Source organism: Paracoccus sp. (in: a-proteobacteria), assembly GCF_030538695.1.
GTDB lineage: Bacteria > Pseudomonadota > Alphaproteobacteria > Rhodobacterales > Rhodobacteraceae > Paracoccus.
Window position 1 is genome coordinate 1 of the sequence record NZ_JAUNTN010000026.1, and the last position, 15986, is coordinate 15986.

Below are 15986 nucleotides of genomic sequence, written 5' to 3' on the forward strand. Positions count from 1 at the left end.
AATAAAACCCGCAGACTCTCGTTATAAACGAGGGAACAAAGGGGGGCAGGTCACTAAATTTCTGCGTTGTAAAGCTCCTCCGGTCGCTTTGATCGGGGCGCCACCGCGCCCGTAAAGGGCGACCGCGACACCCGGTCCCTGAAGCACTCCCCGACGATCTGTTCGACTACGCCGACGAGCCCACGCCAGACGGCCGGGAGCGCCGCAGGTCGCCGCTTCGCATCGTCGATGTTGAAGCACTGCCGGTCTTCGACGACTGGCCCGAAAAGGTGCCGATCACCGAGGAAGAACTGCAAATCTTCGAGCGGTATTTCGGCGATGTGCTCGACCGGCTGTTTGGCCCAATCGACGATCCTGACAATCAGGGCTTGTTGCAATTAACATCAGATGGTAACAGTAAGCCATGAGCGAGGATCGTGACCCGAGCCTCGACACGCTTCTGGACCTCGACGGACAGGTGCTCGTTGTCGATCCCGAGGGCGGCCATTGGGTGAAGTTCGTTGTCACCCGCGTTCCGGCATCGCCGGAAAAGCCGCACGGCCTCGATTACTCGCTCACGCTTCACGGGCCTTCGGGCGAACGGCTGGTCGGCTTCGATAACGCCCATCCGGTCGGCCGGGGCAGACGCGGCGAGCCGATGGACCATCGGCACCGCCTCCAGACCGTGAAGCCCTATGCCTACGAGGACGCGGCCACGCTGCTGGCCGACTTCTGGCAGGCGGTGGACGCGGTGTTGAAGGAGCGAGGCGTAACATGACCACATTGAAAGTCGGGATTGCCGACTACGAGGAAATGAAGGCCCGCACCATGCGGATTGCCAAGGGCGAGGAAAAGCCGGCGGCGGACGATCCGAAGGTGTGGTTCACGTCCACGGAATCCTTCGCGCAAATCCTGTCCAGCGGGAACCGCGAGTTGCTGCGCGTCATCGACGAGCAGTCGCCCGGCTCGCTGGAGGAACTGTCGCGGATCACCGGGCGGTCGAAGCCCAGCCTGTCCCGCACCCTCAAGACGATGGTGAACTACGGCCTTGTCCGCATGGACCCCGGCGAGGGCCAGAAGGTCGTTCCCAAAGTGCTGCATGATCGCGTGGCGCTGGAGCTGCCACTGATAGAACGCCGGGCCGCGAAAGGAAGCGCGCTATGAATATCCAAAGTCTCCACGTCACTCTGCGCGCCGCGCTCTACCTGCGCGTCTCCACGACGCGGCAGGCCGAGCATGACGTGTCGATTCCCGACCAGCGCAAGCAGGGCGAGGCTTATTGCGCCTCGCGCGGCTACCAGCTTGTCGAAACCTTCGTGGAAGCCGGCGCGTCCGCCACCAATGACCGCCGCCCCGAGTTTCAACGGCTGATCGAGGCGGGCACGTCCAAACCCGCGCCTTTCGATGTCGTCGTGGTCCATTCGTTCAGCCGATTCTTCCGCGATCACTTCGAGCTGGAGTTCAACGTCAGGAAGCTCGCCAAGAACGGCGTCAAGCTGGTTTCGATCACACAGGAAATGGGCGACGACCCCATGCACGTCATGATGCGGCAAATCATGGCGCTGTTCGATGAATATCAGTCGAAAGAGAACGGCAAGCACGTCATGCGGGCGTTGAAGGAGAACGCGCGGCAAGGCTTCTGGAACGGCTCTCTGCCGCCTATCGGCTACGGTCGGTCCTGGGGATGCCGCCAACGGACATCCTTATTCAACCCGCAGCAGGTTTGTTTCCGGCTGAAAGCCTCGGCAGGCATGACAATCTGCGGCTGTTCAATTCTGGGTCTGAGCGTTCGTCGCGCTTCATTCACGCCAAGCTCTTTGTGGCCCTTGGTGAGGAATCGGATCATGTGATCTCAGGCAGTATGAATTGCTCGATCTGAGTTTCAAGGTCTGCAGAAAGCGCGCCGAGGGCTTTCTGAATCGGAGCAAGCGACCGACTGGACTGAGCCCCTCGAACGGCCATCTGTGCTGCGAATTTCGCCGTTGCAAGGTAATCCAGAACCCGCGTGTGCTCGCTCTCATCGTCTTCGACCTGAAGGGACTGTAGCGCGCGGATCGTCCCAAAATGCTGGCGCAGCAATCGCCCAATCAGACGCGGCCACTCAGTGCTATCCTTCGTTTCCAATGGAAGCACCTGATGTTCTTTCGCTTGTCCGGCAACGGGCATCGCCCCAGCCAGGACAATTTGCAGGAGGGCCCGCAAACGAACCAGTTCAGCTGTTGTTATCGGGCTGCCCTTCAGCGCCGTTGTTCGCTTCTCAAAGGCCTTCACAGCGTCGACATATTTCTTGGCTGTTGTCGTGACGTGAGCTCGCCGAGCTGGACTGTTTGTATTGTCAGCAGAATTCAGTCCTTCGGCATCTACATCCTCAACCCTGGCCGGTTCGGTAGTTCGGCGACAAGACCTATCTGCAGGATGGGAAGGGGGCGCTGGTGCCGGTCGAGTTGATCAAGCCGCAGGTGCTGCTCGAGGACGAGACCGTTCGCAAGATTATCGGCTTTGGTCTGGCGCTCAGCGAGCAGATCGCCCGCTTCAAGGCTCATACTTTTACCGACCTTGGCGACTTTGACGCACTGCTTGCGCAGCAATATCAGGCGACCAAGGGCGGCGCCAAGGGCAACCGGACCTATCAGACCCATGATGCGTTGATGAAGGTCGAAATCCGCATTGCAGATCTGATCGACTTTGGCCCCGAGCTCCAGATCGCCAAGGCGCTGGTTGATGAATGCCTGAACGAATGGGCAGCAGATGCACGGGCCGAGATCCGTGCCGTGGTTATCGCTACGAACGTGAAGGGGCTCCTTGATGAGCCCGAGTTTGACGAGATCGCCGCTAAAAGACTGATCTCCGAGCTTCTGAACAACCTGATCAAGATTCAGGCGGAGCAGGTAGCGATGCAGCGCGCTGTTGCTGCACTTGAGCAGGAACAGCGACAGGCGGACCAGTTTCAGGCCGAGGCGATCCGTTACAGGCCGAAGAGGACTGAACAGGGTTCGTTCGTGTATGAACTGCAACCCACGCATGCAAACGGGGAGCCGATTCACTGCATATGCGCTGCCTGCTATAACAAGAAGATCAAGTCGATCCTGCAGCCGGTTCAGCACAATACCTTTGAATGCGGGACGTGCGGTGGCCGCGTGTTCATGCCCGACGGACAAGGAAGCGGCATCATGGTCGGCCGTGTGCCGCGTGACGACAGGTTTGATGGGTGGATATGAAGGCATCACGCAGCCCCTACGATGTGATGGCATGACGGCTGGATGAATAGTCCGCTGACCGGCGTGCCGTTGACTTCGGCGGCACTTGTCACGATTCTGGCTTTGGCGTTTGCGACCTTGCTGCCATGCCGGAGGATGCTGCGTGCTGCCCGCCAGGCCGCGCGGAAGCTGCCGCGATCAGAGAACCACAGCTGGGTGATGTGCTCCTCGATCACGTCAAAGGGAAACTCACCAGCAGCCGAGCGTTCGGAAATCTCCTGATCGCTCGCCGTGCAAGCCTCGATGACGCCCCATTTATGGGGCTCGTCCTGGCTGCGGTCGCGACTGATGTCGGCAAAACCGTTGCCAACAGGAATGATTGAGGGCTGCACGCTAAGGTCAACGCAAGACATCTGGATGTTCGGGAAAAGCATCAGGCTATCCTTAAAGTTACGGACGTTTCGCCGTCGGGGCGCTTGACCCCTTCGGGCCAGCTCAGCCCATCGGGCCAGATCGCGCTGAAATAGTTCAGGGCGATAAAATGGGTGCTCGGGTGAATCCCGCGGGCCGGATCGCGGCGAACCCGGATTACGGCGCTGACCGCTTTGCGGGTTATTGCCATCCGTTCGGTGCGCCAGCGGTGCATGGGTCCGCAGCAAGCGGGCGCACTCCGATGCGCCAGGACTGTCCCGGTGCGTGCAGCATAAAGCCGGTCCAGCAGCCTGATTTGTTGGGCTGCCTCAAATGCGGCGGGTGATGACCGCCCTTTAAGGGCGCTATCAGCGAGAGGCGGAAGGTCCGCCAACTCTGGGCAAATACGAAGCGCCAGACGGCGACGCAGCGCTGCAAACATCATGCTGCTTCCTTTGACTTGGGGGGACGGGGGACCGAACGTGGCCATTCGAGATCGACAGGCCAATGGGTTGAGAGCCAGCGCCATGCACGATCTGCCGATTCAAGCGTGCAGCCAAGGCCGCCCCGCAGCCGCGTAACTAACCGCGCACTCCCAACCATTTTGTTGGAGATCGTGGCATCAGCGGTGTTTGTGTGCCGGCCGTATGCGTCCACAAGGGTGAGTAACTGGTGCTTGTCGATCATAGTGTAATTTTACACTTGATTATAAATGTTAATTTACACTGACCTTGAAGCGAGTCAACAGGGGATTGTGCTGATGGTGTTTGTTGGTGTAATTTTGCACTATGAGCGTTCTTGAAACCCTTCTTGCGCAGGTCGAAGCGCGTCGCACTGATCTGGGCCTGACCCAAGCACAGTTGGGAGAAAGGGCGTTTGGTCGCCCCGATACATCTATTATTCAGAACATGCGGCGAGGATCGGAACCCACGTATTCCAAGTTATTAGCTTTGTGTGATGCGCTCGGCCTCGAGTTCTACATCGGACCCCCGCGCGATCTCGCGCCGCCCGTATCTGTGGAAATTGACGGTGAAGAATACGATGCCGTGCGGCGCTACGATGCGCAGTTCTCGGCTGGTGGCGGTGCGCTGAACGCTGAAGAGCTTGAGGCTGGTGCGGTTGCATTCCGCCGCGACTGGCTCACCCGCGAGGGCATTTCCGCCAGGGAATCAATGGTTGTCAGCGTCCAGGGTGATAGCATGGCCCCGACGCTGGATGACGGCGATCTGGTCCTGATCGACAAGCGCCGCAGAAGCCCGCGTGGCCGCCGGATCTATGCTCTGGTCGGTCCCGACGGCGATGCACGGGTCAAACGTATCGAAGTCCTGGCCGACACCATGATTCTGCACTCTGATAATGATGCTTACCCGACCGAGTTGGTCCCAACCGCCGACGCCGACCGCTACACGATCCTCGGTGAAGTGGTATGGCGCGGCCATTCACTGAGGGACGGGGGGGTGTAGAGCGTGGGGGATGGGGGGGATGGTTCAAGCAAAGACAGATCGCCCCGCTCTCTTTGGAGGTTACGGATAGGTCACGCTTGACATGTTGATTTTTTTTCCCTCAAATGAGGTCTGAAAAATCAACGCGGAGCTTCAGGTGAAAGCCTACCCTTCAGAACCTCTCACCGGCGATAAGGCTGACGCGCGCCTTGAGGCACTTGGCCTAACTCGTGCTTCTCTTCTAGCGACAGCCGATACGGCATTAGCGGCCGGTCGTGACGTAAGTCCGTTTGCTTTGAAGATGGCACCGGGAATGAACAGGTATCTTGTAGGAGGAGAGAGCCTTCGGGGTGAGCATGTTGGTGACAGATGGGAACCTTACCGGCGCGGCAACCTTGAGGGGATCATCAGCCGTGACGGCCAGACTATTGTCTATTTCCAAAACGCAATTTCATGTTGTCAGCTTCATCTGCCTCAGCCGCGCTCAAAGCGGGGACCGCAGAGCGAAAAAATGTCCTCCATCAACCTTTTCGAAGCAACAGGGATACACCTACCTCACCTAATCAAAGGGCGTGAGATGAGTTGTGCCGCCGTCTACTATCTACTGGTTGATGATGACGGTCGAGTTGAGCTCTCATCTATGGTAATTGAAGGGGGCTTTTTCACGTCTTACGGGGAGCGCATTATACTCCGTGCAGACAGTGATCTTGACCCTGCTGTCATTTTGCCAGAAGAGGCACCGGCACCGGTTCTTGAGATTGCGATTTCTCGCAAGTGATAACAAATGTTCAATGGAAGCCGACTTTCTGCTGCACGAAAAAGGCGGTCAATGACCGGTAAGGCGCTTGCTAGCCTAGCAGGGCTGGCTCCGAACACGATTTCACGCCTAGAGCGCGGTATGATCAAGGAGCCATCACAAGAAACGGTCGCCATTCTGGCAAATGCGTTAAACTACCCGATAGAGTTCTTCGATGGCTCTGACCTGTGTGACCTTAGTGCGGATAATGTCAGCTTTCGGAGCATGAGCGCAATGTCGGCTGCACAGCGCGACGCGGCAATTACTGCCGGCCAGTTCGGGGTTCTTTTGCTTGACCGATTGTCCGAGCAATTTAACCTTCCTCTTCTGAACCTGCTTGAGGCTGATCCCGGAACGCCACCAGACGTGGCAGCCCGCCTCTTGCGGCAAAGATGGGGGCTTGGAGATCAGCCAATTCCTCATATGATTCGCTTGCTTGAAGCAAAAGGCATTCGCGTTTTATCACTGAACGAACAAAACCTGCATGTCGATGCATTCTCGTTTTGGGCGAAGGGACAGGCCTATATCTTCTTGAACAATCAGAAGTCGGCTGAGCGCATGCGCTATGATGCCGCACATGAGCTGGGACACCTTGTTTTGCATAGGCAAAGCGCTCCGAAGGATACTAGGCAAGGTGAAAAGGAAGCGAACGAATTCGCTGCCTCATTCATCATGCCTGAGGCTGATGTTAGACTGTATCGTCCTCGAACGGTTTCACCGGCTGCGATTATTAAATCGAAGGCCCGGTGGCGTGTGTCGGCAATGGCGTTGACATATAGGCTTTTTTCACTCCGCTTGCTGACAGAGTGGCAGAATCGCATGCTCTATATTCAGCTGGGGCAGATGGGGTATCGATCTTCAGAACCCCAAGGTATTGAACGGGAAACATCTGCCCTTTGGCCAATGATTTTGGGAGCGCTCTGGGAGGACAAGAAAACAAGAGATCACCTTGCAACTGACATAGGGCTACCATTAGCCGAGGTGAACTCGTTGCTTGATGGCCTGCTGGAGCAGCGGAAGCCACGCCCACCTCGGAATACTCGCCTCTCTGTGGTGAAGTGAGCGCAGGCTAGAGCCGGCGTCAAGCCATGCGGAAATCACATAGCTCGACGCCGTCACACACACTATGCTGAAGGCTTTTCGCCGGTTTTTTTGACCATTTTCGCCGGTCTTTTTGTCGCGCTACAGGTGGACCGTTTTTTTGTCGCGCTACACCATTCAGAGCCCGAAACAGGCCTGGCGCACAGTCTCAGAGGTTCGGATGGGGGAGGCAAAGCCCTTTGAAAACACGACTATTTCTGCGCCGTGAAGGGCGCCTGTCCGTGTTTGCAACAGGGATTATGGCGGACGGTGAGGGATTCGAACCCTCGAGACGGTTCCCCGCCTACACACTTTCCAGGCGTGCGCCTTCGACCACTCGGCCAACCGTCCGTGTCGGGTCGTTTAGCCTGTCATGCGGGCGGGTGCAAGTCAGAGCTTTGCAATCCGGGCCTGTAAATCTGCAAGTTGGCGGCGAATGTCGGTCATATCGTCGGCGGGGGGGGAGGGGCTGCTCGTGTCCTCGGGGGCGGGGCCGGTGGCGGTGCCGGCGCCGGGCCAGTTGCCCATCATCGCCTGCAAAAACATCTGTTGCTGGCGTTGTAGTTGCTCGAATCCGGGCATGGAGGCCATGGGATTGGCGCGGGACATATTCTCGATCAGCTTGGACTGACCCTCGCGCAGCATCTCGAAGCTGGCGGCCAGAAACTGCGGCACCACGGATTGCGCCTGCGTGGTATAGCTGCGCACCAGATCGGTCAGCACATCGACGGGCAGGACGTTTTCGCCACGGCTTTCATGTTCGGCAATAATTTGCAGCAGATATTGCCGGGTCAGGTCGTCGCCGGATTTCAGATCAACGATCTTGACCTCTCGTCCCTGCCGGATAAAGGCGGCAATGTCCTCCAGCGTGACGTAATCGCTGGTTTCGGTGTTATACAAGCGGCGGCTGGCATAACGCTTTATCAGCAGCGGCGCGTCGGTTGAAGCGGCCATTCGGAACCCCCCTTGGATGGTCGTCCGGTCATTCTGCGGCTGCAATCTGGCAAATGCAAAAGAAAAAGGGCGCCCGAAAGCGCCCCTTTGATTCCATGGCCGAAAAATCAGGCCTTGGTCGCGGTGGTTGCAGCGGTGGTTGCTTTTTTCACGGCGGCCTGCGTGTCCTTGGCGGCCTTCTCGGCAACCTTCTGCGCGTCGGCAGCGATGTCCTTGCCGGCGGTCAGCATCAGGTCAACGGTGTCCATCTGCACTTTCTTGGCAACCTCGGCAAAGGCGGCCATATGCTCGGCGGCCATTTCGGTGGCTGCGGTGGCGAAATCGCTGACGGCCTTGGCGTATTCCGAAGGGTCTTCCTTGGTCGCGGTCAGTTCACCCAGACGAGCGATGGCGTCCTTGGCCCATTGCGCGCCGATCTCGGTCGAACGCTCGGCCGCGGCCAGCGTGACGCGGGCCATCTTTTCGTTCAGCGCGGTTTGCGACTTGAACGCATCCTGAACCGAGCTGGTGTCAACCGGGAACTGGCTCATCATGTCTTGAAAGGCTTTGGTGAAGTCGGGGGCTTTTGCCATGTCAGTCTCTCCTCATTCCCTGAGCGCCGCTGGGGGCGCCGATCATCCATTGCGGATAAAAGCAACATACATTCTGCACCGCAGCATTTCAAGCCCAAATATGCTGCGCCGCAGCATTCGCCGCGGTCAGGCCCCTTCCTTGACGTAAGTGCCGGGGGCGGCACCGAAACCTTCGACGGGGGTGCGGGCGGGAACCATCGGGCCAGAGTGACCCGACAGCCAATCCTGCCAGCGTGGCCACCAGCTACCTTCGTGATAGGTGGCAGCCTGTTTCCACGCGGCAGCACCGCCATCAAAACCCGCGTCAGACGTATAATGGCCGTATTTCTTCTTGCTGGGCGGGTTGATGATCCCGGCAATATGGCCCGATTCCGACAGGATGAAGCGTTTGTCCGGGGAACCCATCTGCGAGATTCCCTTCCAGCTATGCAGCCATGGTGCGATATGGTCGGTTTCGCAGGCGATGGCGCAAAGCGGCACGGTCACATCTTTCAGGTGCAATTCCTGACCGAACAGGGTCAGGCCCGCGCCCGCAAACAGGTTGTCCTGACAAAGCCCGCGCAGGTAATCCATCGCCATGCGGCCCGGCAGGTTGGTGGCGTCGCCGTTCCAATACAGCAGGTCAAAGGCTGGTGGTGCCTCGCCCATCATATAGCTGCGGATCGCCGGTCCCCACACCAGATCATTTGCCCGCAGAAAGCTGAAAGTGCGGGTCATCAACTGCGCGGGCAGAATGCCGTGGGTGACGACTTCCTCATCCAGACCGTTGACGAAATCATTGGTCAGATAGGTGGTGAACTCTCCCTGATCCGAGAAGTCGGTCAGGGTGGTGAAAAACGTGGCGCTGTTCACCCGGTCATCGCCGCGCGATTTCAGCAGGGCCAGCACCAGCGACAGCGTGGTGCCGGCGATGCAGTAACCGATGGCGTTCAGCTTTTCCTGTCCGGTTTCGGCAAGCACCTGATCCATGACGGTCAGATAGGCCCCGGCGTAATCCTGCAAGCTGACATCGGCAAAGCTGGCGTCGGGGTTCTTCCAACTGACCACGAACAGTGTATAGCCCTGATCGACGATCCAGCGGATCAGGCTGTTTTGCGGCTTCAGGTCCATGATGTAGAATTTGTTGATCCAGGGCGGAAAAATCACCAACGGGATCTGATGGACCTGTTCCGTCGTCGGGCTGTATTGAATCAGCTCATACAGGCGTTCACGCCGCACGACGCGGCCTTCGGCGGTGCCGATGTTCTCACCCACGCTGAAGGCGTCACGATCGGCAAGCGAGACAATCATTTCGCCGCCTGCCGCCTCGACATCGCGGACAAGGTTTTCCAGCCCCTTGATAAGACTGCGGCCCTCGGTTTCGACGGCGCGTTGCAGCGCGTCGGGGTTGGTGGCCAGAAAATTGGTCGGCGCCATCATATCGACAAGCTGCCGGGTAAACCATTCGACGCGGATGCGGTCGGTTTCATGCGGCAGTTGCAACTCTCGTGCGGCGCGCAGCATGGCATCGGCATTGATGCGATACTGGCGGCGGACGGCGTCAAAGAACGGATGCGTGCGCCACAACGGGTTCTGGAACCGTTTGTCCTTTTCGTCGGGATCATCCTCGACCGCCAGCTTGCCACGGGCGGCGGTTTCTTGCAGGCGGGCGTAGTGTTTCAGCGTTTCGCCCCAATAGCTGACCTGCTGTTCCACCAGTCGGGCGGGCTGTTCGGACAGAAGTTTCATCCATGCCTGCGCCGAGGACATGAACAGGTCTGGCCCCGGCCCCTCGACCGCGGGCGTATGCACCCGGCGGCGAGAAAAGGCAGCGACGAGCCGCTGGGTCAGGGTTTCGATCTTTTCGATATTGGTGGCCATTGCCTCGGTCATGCTGTCATAGGCGGCCTGTGGCAGCGTCGTGGTTGCCGCTGTTTCTGGTGTGGTTCTGGGGGGTGTCGTCGCCTCGGGTTGCGCTTCTTGCCTGGCCTCGGTTTGATCCGGTTTGTGGGTGGTTGCCTTGCGGCGGCTGCTGGTGCGGGTGTCGCTGCGCACCGGCGCATGGGCGCGCGTGGTGCGGCCTGCTGGCTTGGTCGCAGGCTTTTTCGTGGGCTTGGCCTGTGTTGCAACAGCCTCGGGGGCGGGGGGCTTGGCGGCGGTTTTTCGAGGCCGGGCAGGCTTGGCCGTGGTTTGTTTGGCCGTGGTTTGTTTGGCCGCTGTTTCGAGGGGCGCAGTCTGCGCCTTGGTCCGGCGGCGTGGCGGTTTCGGGGCCGCCGGGGCCGATTCATCTGGTGCCGCCGCTGGTGCCGCCGTCACCTTGCGGCCACGCCCCCTCCGCGAAGCCGCCTGAGATGGTTGTGCTTTTTTGATCGAATCGTCGTCTTTGCTTGCCATGGCGATATTCCCCCCCTACCGTCATATGCATATTCCAGCGCAAGACGCAGCGTAACGCAACCGAATCGCGTCGCCTGCCGCAAGAAATAAGGACCGGATGAATGTTCAAAGGGTATCGGGGGATCGTGTCCTATGATGCGATGGAAACCATCCGCAACACGAATGAATGGATCGGTGCGACGGCCCGTGCCGTGGCCTCCTATCCTGCCTTTGCGCTGATTCCGAACCCGGCCTTCAAGATGCTGTCGGCATGGGGCCGCGTCACCGAACGCAGTTTCGCCCGCATGGTCATCAAACCTGACTGGAACATTCCCCCGATCCCCGGTGCGGATGGTCAGGACCATATCACCTATGTGGAAACCGAGCTGAAACGCGATTTCGGCGACCTGATCCATTTCCGCGTCGCCCGCCGCGATCCGATGCCGCGCAAGGTGCTGCTGGTCGCGCCGATGTCGGGCCATTATGCGACGCTGATGCGGTCCACCGTGGTGTCGTTGCTGCCCGACTGTGATCTTTATGCGACCGACTGGCACAATGCCCGCGACATTCCGGTGAGTGCGGGCAAATTCGACATCGAGGATTACACCAAATATCTGGTCGAGTTCATCGAGCATCTTGGCCCCGAAACTCATGTCATCGCCATCTGTCAGCCCGCACCTCTGGCCCTTGCCGCCACTGCGATGCTGGCTGCCAAAGGCCCGCAGTTCCAGCCGCGCAGCCTGACCCTGATCGGCGGTCCGATCGACCCTGACGTTGCGGCCACCGAAGTCACCGATTTCGGAAACCGCGTCACCATGGGCGAGCTGGAGGCTCTGGCCATTCAGCAGGTTGGCTTCAAATATGCCGGGGCAGGGCGGATGGTCTATCCGGGGCTGGCGCAGCTCAGCAGCTTTATCAGCATGAATGCTGAAACCCATGCCCGCGCCTTTATCGACAAGATCTTCGCCGAAGCGCGGGGTGAAGGCTCGGAAGGGGACAAGCACAACAAGTTCTATGACGAATATCTGGCTGTCATGGATATGACCGCCGAGTTCTACCTGTCCACCGTTGAACGCATCTTCAAGGGGCTGGAAATCGCGCAGAACCGCTTTACCGTGGACGGCCAGCCGGTCGATCTGGGCAAGATCAGTGGCATTGGCGTAATGACGGTCGAAGGCGCGAATGACGACATTTCTGCCCCCGGCCAATGCGTTGCGGCGCTGGATCTTTGCACCGGCGTTGATGCCAAAAAGAAACGTCAGCATCTGGAACCCGGTGCAGGCCATTATGGCATTTTCGCGGGGAAGTCGTGGCGGCTGAACATTCGTCCGCTGGTGCTGGATTTCATGGATGAATGTGCCGGTGCCCCCGCCAAACGCCGCGCCGTGGGCCGCAAGGCCGTTGACTGCGGTAGCGCCGATGCGTTGGGTATGGATGGCAAGATCGCCGTCTGATCCGCCCTCTGTGCGATCGCCGAGGCAGGGGACTTGCCCCTGACCGGCGCGCATCGGGAAAGTGCTTGCCACCGGGGCAGGCTTTGCGTTATCGCTGGCCCGTCGGTTTCCATATGGAAACAATAGGGAATCCGCCGCCCCATCTGGGGCGAACCGGAACTGCCCCCGCAACTGTAGGCGGTGAGTCGGCGCGATCATGCCACTGGGGCAACCCCGGGAAGGCCGCGCCCGGTGATGACCCGCCAGTCAGGAGACCTGCCGACGCGAAACGTAACCAAATCCGGGCGGGGTTGTCCGGGAGGTGTGGCATGGCATTGACGGCACGGCGCATAGCGCCTTTCAGCATGATGTCCGGCGATTTTCGCCGCGCCCTGTCGCCTGTCCCGGCAAGCGCGGCCATTATCATCAGGAACATCCCATGTATCTGCGATTGACAACCGCCCTTGCGGCGATCTGCCTTGCCGCGCCTGCCTTTGCCGGGACGGATTACCCGCTGGAGTTTGACAATTGCGGCGTGCCGCTGCGCTTTGACGCCGCGCCCGAACGTGTAGCCAGCATCGGTCAGGCCGCGACCGAGGTTCTCTATGCGCTGGACCTTGCCGACAAGGTCACCGGCACCGGCGTCTGGTTCACCGATGTTCTGCCCGAATATGCTGAGGTGAACGCCCGCGTCCCGCGTCTGGCGGATAATGACCCCAGCTTTGAATCCATCGTTCAGACGCGCCCCGATCTGGTCGCCTCGCAATATGAATGGTTCATCGGCCCGCAGGGGATCATCGCGACCCGCGAGCAATTCGCCGATCTGGCGATCCCGACCTATATCATGGCCGCCGATTGCGCGGGCAAGGATAACACCATCGGGTCCGACGGCACCCGGACCGAGATGTTCACCATGGATAGCATCTGGCAGGGCATCACCGATCTGGCCGCGATCTTCGACGTGCCGGAACGGGGCGAGGCGCTGATCGCCGCGCTTCAGGCGCGCGAGGCTGCCGCCATTGAGCAGGCGCAATCGCTGGATCTGGGCGATGCCTCGGCGCTGTTCTGGTTCTCGTCGGCAGAAATGGACATCGACCCCTATGTCGCCGGTCGCAAAGGCCCGCCAGCCTATATGATGGAGGCGCTGGGCCTGCGCAACGTCATCGAAAGCGATGAGGAATGGCCGACGGTGGCTTGGGAGACCATCGCCCGCGCCAACCCGACCGTGATCGTGATCGCGAAACTGGAACGCCGCCGCTTTCCCGCCGATGATTTCGAGCGCAAGCTGGAATTCCTGCGCAGCGATCCAGTCGCCAGCCAGATGGATGCGGTCATCAACAACCGTATCGTGGTGATGGACGGGCATTCGATGGACCCCTCGATCCGCAACGTCATGGGGCTGGAACAACTGGCCGAGGCGCTGGCCGGGTATGACCTGAAATGATCCGCACCGCACCCGCCATGGTCGCGCTGCGCGGGCTGGCGGGCGCGGGCCTCTTGATACTGGCGGTTCTGGCCGGGGTCTCCTTAGGCGAAATCGCCATCCCGCCCGGCGATATTTTCCGGGTGCTGGCCAATAATCTGTGGCAGGCGGGGCATGAGGTTGACCGGGTCGAGGCCGGGATCATCTGGAACTATCGCCTGCCGCGCACGCTGGTCGCTAGCGCCTGCGGGGCCGCGCTGGCGCTGTCGGGGGTGGTGTTGCAGGCGCTGGTGCGCAATGCGCTGGCCGATCCCTATCTGCTGGGCGTGTCCGCCGGGGCCTCGACCGGGGCGGTGGCGGTCACGATCATGGGCGTTGGCGGCGGGGCCATCGGCATATCGGGCGGTGCATTTATCGGCGCGGCGCTGGCCTTTGGGCTGGTCGCGGCACTGGCCCGCGCGGCGGGCGGCGGGCCTGCGCATATGGTGCTGGCCGGGATCGCCGGATCGCAGCTTTTCAACGCGCTGACCTCGTTCTTTATCGCCAAATCCGCCAATGCTGAGCAAGCGCGCGGGATCATGTTCTGGCTTCTGGGCAACCTCTCCGGCTCGCGCTGGCCCGATGTGACGCTGGCGGTGCCGGTGGCGGTGATCGGGCTGCTGGTCTGTCTGTGGCATATGCGGGCGCTCGACGCCTTCACCTTTGGCGCAAGCGCGGCGGCATCGCTGGGCATCAATGTGCGCGCGGTGCAGGTGGTGCTGATCGGCGCGGTCACGGCGATGACGGCGGTGATGGTCAGCCTTGTCGGCGCGATTGGCTTTGTCGGGCTGGTCATTCCCCATGCCGCGCGATTTCTGACCGGGCCGCGTCACGGCGTTCTGGTGCCGGTCGCGGCTTTGGTGGGGGCGGTGTTCCTGATCGGCGCGGATATCGTCTCGCGCGTGCTGATCCCCGGTCAGGTCGTCCCCATCGGCGTCGTCACCGCGCTGGTCGGCGCGCCCGGATTCGCACTGATCCTGATCCGCCGGGGCGCGAAATGAGGCTGGAGGCGCATAACCTCGGCTGGAGCCCGCGCCGGGGCCGCGTGGTGGTCTCGGGCGTCGATCTGAGCGTCGCGCCGGGCGAGACGCTGGGCCTGATCGGGCCGAACGGGTCGGGCAAATCGACGCTTCTGCGGCTGCTGGCGGGGTTGGCGCGCGGGGCCTCGGGTCGGGTCACGCTGGACGGCACCGACCTGCGCCGCCTGCCCCGCCGCCGGATCGCGCAGGTCATGGCGGTGGTCGAGCAGCAGACCGACACGACCGAGGCCCTGCGCGCCCGCGATGTGGTTGAGCTGGGCCGGACGCCGTTTCTGACGGCCCTGTCGCCCTTTGGCGCGAGCGACGCCGCGATTGTCGCCCGCGCGCTGGAGACGGTCGGCATGTCGCATCTGGCCGATGCGCCATGGGCCACCCTCTCGGGCGGTGAACGTCAGCGCATCCAGATCGCCCGCGCCTTGGCGCAAGAGCCGCGCATCCTGCTGCTGGACGAGCCGACCAATCATCTGGACATTCATCACCAACTTGCCCTGCTGCGCATGGTCGATGACCTGCCGGTGACGGTGGTTATCGCGCTGCATGACCTTAATCAGGCGATGGGCTGCGACCGGCTGGCGGTGATGGAGGCCGGGCGCATGGTCGCGCTTGGCCCCCCGCGCGATGTGCTGACGCCCGACCGCCTGCGCCGGATTTTCCGCATCGACGCGCGCCTGCTGACCGACCCGACCGATGCCGCAACCCTGTTCCGCTTTTTGTCACTGGAGAAAACCCCATGAAACACGCCCTGATCGCCTTGGCCCTGATGGCGACCCCGGCTTTCGCGGAACCGCATGAGGTGCAGATGTTCAACCGCAACGAACACGGTTCCATGATCTATGACCCGCAATATCTGCGCATCGCGCCCGGCGATACGGTGAAGTTTCTGGCCACCCAGCCCAGCCATAACGCCGCCAGCATCGACGGCGGCATCCCCGAAGGCGCGGAATCCTTCCGCGGCAATATCAACGAGGAAATCGAGATCACCCTGACCGAGCCGGGTCATTACTTCATCAAATGCACGCCGCATTACGCCATGGGCATGGTCATGCTGATCGAAGTCACCGAGGATGAGCCGACCCGCCCGGACCCGCCCGAGGGAATGCCCGCCCGCGCGGCGCAGCGGTTCGAGCAGATTATAGATGGCGTTTATGAGTAATGTGCGGGGCAGGGGGGCGATCTGGCCACCTGTTCCCTCTCGCGGAAGCTTTTGGGGGTTTTTGTCTTGATTTCGTTTTGGTTCGGGGCGGTTTTTGGGCTGAATCGTAAATGTG

At 60.6% G+C, this 15986-nt stretch carries 19 protein-coding genes, 1 tRNA gene and 1 riboswitch; of the genes, 12 read left to right on the forward strand and 8 right to left on the reverse strand.

Features of this window, described 5'->3' with window-relative positions:
• Positions 1–53 precede the first annotated feature (53 nt).
• Positions 54–377 (reverse strand): hypothetical protein, encoded by a 324-nt coding sequence (locus Q4G24_RS13940; RefSeq protein ID WP_303367150.1) that lies wholly within the window; start codon positions 375–377, stop codon positions 54–56.
• A gap of 26 nt (positions 378–403) precedes the next feature.
• Between Q4G24_RS13940 and Q4G24_RS13945 the strand changes: the two genes are divergently transcribed.
• Genes Q4G24_RS13945 through Q4G24_RS13955 form a run of 3 tightly spaced genes read left to right on the forward strand, consistent with a single transcriptional unit; the run spans position 404 to position 1829 of the window.
• Entirely contained in the window at positions 404–757 is a 354-nt protein-coding gene (locus tag Q4G24_RS13945; protein ID WP_225245198.1) for a DUF6516 family protein, read from the forward strand.
• The gene (locus tag Q4G24_RS13950) at positions 754–1143 is read left to right on the forward strand and encodes a helix-turn-helix domain-containing protein (protein ID WP_303367151.1); all 390 of its coding nucleotides are present in this window, start codon (positions 754–756) and stop codon (positions 1141–1143) included. The genes Q4G24_RS13945 and Q4G24_RS13950 overlap by 4 nt, the downstream gene beginning before the upstream one ends.
• A complete protein-coding gene (locus Q4G24_RS13955) occupies positions 1140–1829 on the forward strand; it encodes a recombinase family protein (RefSeq protein WP_303367152.1) in 690 nt (229 codons plus the stop codon). The genes Q4G24_RS13950 and Q4G24_RS13955 overlap by 4 nt, the downstream gene beginning before the upstream one ends.
• Here the strand turns inward: Q4G24_RS13955 and Q4G24_RS13960 are convergent.
• The gene (locus Q4G24_RS13960; RefSeq protein ID WP_303367153.1) at positions 1822–2250 is read right to left on the reverse strand and encodes a hypothetical protein; all 429 of its coding nucleotides are present in this window, start codon (positions 2248–2250) and stop codon (positions 1822–1824) included. The genes Q4G24_RS13955 and Q4G24_RS13960 overlap by 8 nt on opposite strands.
• A 137-nt stretch (positions 2251–2387) precedes the next feature.
• On the opposite strand from Q4G24_RS13960, the gene Q4G24_RS13965 reads away from it, so the two are divergent.
• Entirely contained in the window at positions 2388–3197 is an 810-nt protein-coding gene (locus Q4G24_RS13965) for a DUF3164 family protein (RefSeq protein WP_303367195.1), read from the forward strand.
• Between the two features lie 5 nt (positions 3198–3202).
• Here the strand turns inward: Q4G24_RS13965 and Q4G24_RS13970 are convergent, their stop codons facing one another.
• Together Q4G24_RS13970 and Q4G24_RS13975 are read right to left on the reverse strand one after the other, a co-directional pair.
• On the reverse strand, positions 3203–3610 hold the full coding sequence (locus tag Q4G24_RS13970; RefSeq protein WP_303367154.1) for a hypothetical protein: 408 nt from the start codon (positions 3608–3610) through the stop codon (positions 3203–3205).
• Positions 3610–3822 carry a hypothetical protein gene (locus Q4G24_RS13975; RefSeq protein WP_303367155.1) on the reverse strand — a complete coding sequence of 71 codons (213 nt, stop codon included), beginning with the start codon at positions 3820–3822 and terminating at the stop codon, positions 3610–3612. The genes Q4G24_RS13970 and Q4G24_RS13975 overlap by 1 nt, the downstream gene beginning before the upstream one ends.
• Before the next feature lie 553 nt (positions 3823–4375).
• Here Q4G24_RS13975 and Q4G24_RS13980 point away from each other — a divergent pair.
• The 3 genes from Q4G24_RS13980 to Q4G24_RS13990 all read left to right on the forward strand — a co-directional run bounded on the left by Q4G24_RS13980 (position 4376) and on the right by Q4G24_RS13990 (position 6887).
• Entirely contained in the window at positions 4376–5050 is a 675-nt protein-coding gene (locus tag Q4G24_RS13980) for a S24 family peptidase (protein ID WP_303367156.1), read from the forward strand.
• 136 nt (positions 5051–5186) lie between these two features.
• Positions 5187–5807 carry a hypothetical protein gene (locus Q4G24_RS13985; protein WP_303367157.1) on the forward strand — a complete coding sequence of 207 codons (621 nt, stop codon included), beginning with the start codon at positions 5187–5189 and terminating at the stop codon, positions 5805–5807.
• A gap of 6 nt (positions 5808–5813) precedes the next feature.
• Positions 5814–6887, forward strand: coding sequence for an XRE family transcriptional regulator (locus Q4G24_RS13990; RefSeq protein WP_303367158.1), 1074 nt, complete (start codon positions 5814–5816; stop codon positions 6885–6887).
• A gap of 279 nt (positions 6888–7166) precedes the next feature.
• Here Q4G24_RS13990 and Q4G24_RS13995 read toward each other — a convergent pair.
• From Q4G24_RS13995 to phaC, 4 genes are all read right to left on the reverse strand, one after another.
• Positions 7167–7256: transfer RNA gene (locus Q4G24_RS13995), tRNA-Ser, on the reverse strand.
• A 39-nt stretch (positions 7257–7295) separates the two neighbouring features.
• A complete protein-coding gene (phaR, locus tag Q4G24_RS14000) occupies positions 7296–7859 on the reverse strand; it encodes a polyhydroxyalkanoate synthesis repressor PhaR (RefSeq protein WP_303367159.1) in 564 nt (187 codons plus the stop codon).
• Positions 7860–7966: 107 nt separating this feature from the next.
• On the reverse strand, positions 7967–8431 hold the full coding sequence (locus Q4G24_RS14005; protein WP_303367160.1) for a Phasin: 465 nt from the start codon (positions 8429–8431) through the stop codon (positions 7967–7969).
• A 126-nt stretch (positions 8432–8557) separates the two neighbouring features.
• The gene (gene phaC, locus Q4G24_RS14010) at positions 8558–10804 is read right to left on the reverse strand and encodes a class I poly(R)-hydroxyalkanoic acid synthase (protein WP_303367161.1); all 2247 of its coding nucleotides are present in this window, start codon (positions 10802–10804) and stop codon (positions 8558–8560) included.
• Positions 10805–10905: 101 nt separating this feature from the next.
• On the opposite strand from phaC, the gene phaZ reads away from it, so the two are divergent.
• From phaZ to Q4G24_RS14035, 5 genes are all read left to right on the forward strand, one after another.
• Positions 10906–12237: a polyhydroxyalkanoate depolymerase gene (gene phaZ, locus Q4G24_RS14015; RefSeq protein WP_303367162.1), complete on the forward strand. Its 1332-nt coding sequence runs from the start codon at positions 10906–10908 to the stop codon at positions 12235–12237.
• A gap of 86 nt (positions 12238–12323) precedes the next feature.
• Positions 12324–12515, forward strand: a riboswitch (cobalamin riboswitch).
• A gap of 140 nt (positions 12516–12655) precedes the next feature.
• Positions 12656–13660 (forward strand): ABC transporter substrate-binding protein, encoded by a 1005-nt coding sequence (locus Q4G24_RS14020; RefSeq protein ID WP_303367163.1) that lies wholly within the window; start codon positions 12656–12658, stop codon positions 13658–13660.
• Positions 13657–14679 carry an iron ABC transporter permease gene (locus tag Q4G24_RS14025; RefSeq protein WP_303367164.1) on the forward strand — a complete coding sequence of 341 codons (1023 nt, stop codon included), beginning with the start codon at positions 13657–13659 and terminating at the stop codon, positions 14677–14679. Before Q4G24_RS14020 ends, Q4G24_RS14025 begins: the two co-directional genes overlap by 4 nt.
• Entirely contained in the window at positions 14676–15452 is a 777-nt protein-coding gene (locus Q4G24_RS14030; RefSeq protein WP_303367165.1) for an ABC transporter ATP-binding protein, read from the forward strand. Before Q4G24_RS14025 ends, Q4G24_RS14030 begins: the two co-directional genes overlap by 4 nt.
• Positions 15449–15871 carry a pseudoazurin gene (locus Q4G24_RS14035; protein ID WP_303367166.1) on the forward strand — a complete coding sequence of 141 codons (423 nt, stop codon included), beginning with the start codon at positions 15449–15451 and terminating at the stop codon, positions 15869–15871. Before Q4G24_RS14030 ends, Q4G24_RS14035 begins: the two co-directional genes overlap by 4 nt.
• Positions 15872–15986: the final 115 nt, after the last annotated feature.